This window comes from Psychromonas arctica, assembly GCF_038155225.1.
In the GTDB taxonomy this organism is placed as follows: domain Bacteria; phylum Pseudomonadota; class Gammaproteobacteria; order Enterobacterales; family Psychromonadaceae; genus Psychromonas; species Psychromonas arctica_B.
Genome location: NZ_JBAKBA010000337.1, coordinates 1 through 217, shown reverse-complemented (window position 1 = coordinate 217; position 217 = coordinate 1). Strand labels below are relative to the sequence as shown.

The following is a 217-nucleotide window of genomic DNA, read 5'->3' as shown; positions in this document are numbered from 1 at the left end:
GCGAATATGTAATTTTTTCCCTTCTTTTACATAACGTGCATTCAATACGCTAATTGCTTCAATTGCAGAATGATCAGCAAAAAGTGACTCAGCAAAATCAACATCAACATGTCGAGGATCATTCTGAACATCGAATAGCTCTAAAAAGTTACATTCTGAACCGATGAATAATGTACCATTGATACTATAAGATTTTTCAGTCTTTTCTTTATTTTGA

The 217-nt window shown here is 32.3% G+C and carries 1 pseudogene; it reads right to left on the bottom strand.

The features are described 5' to 3' along the window. Positions 1-217, bottom strand: a pseudogene (locus V6255_RS18725) (SulP family inorganic anion transporter); the annotation flags it as partial.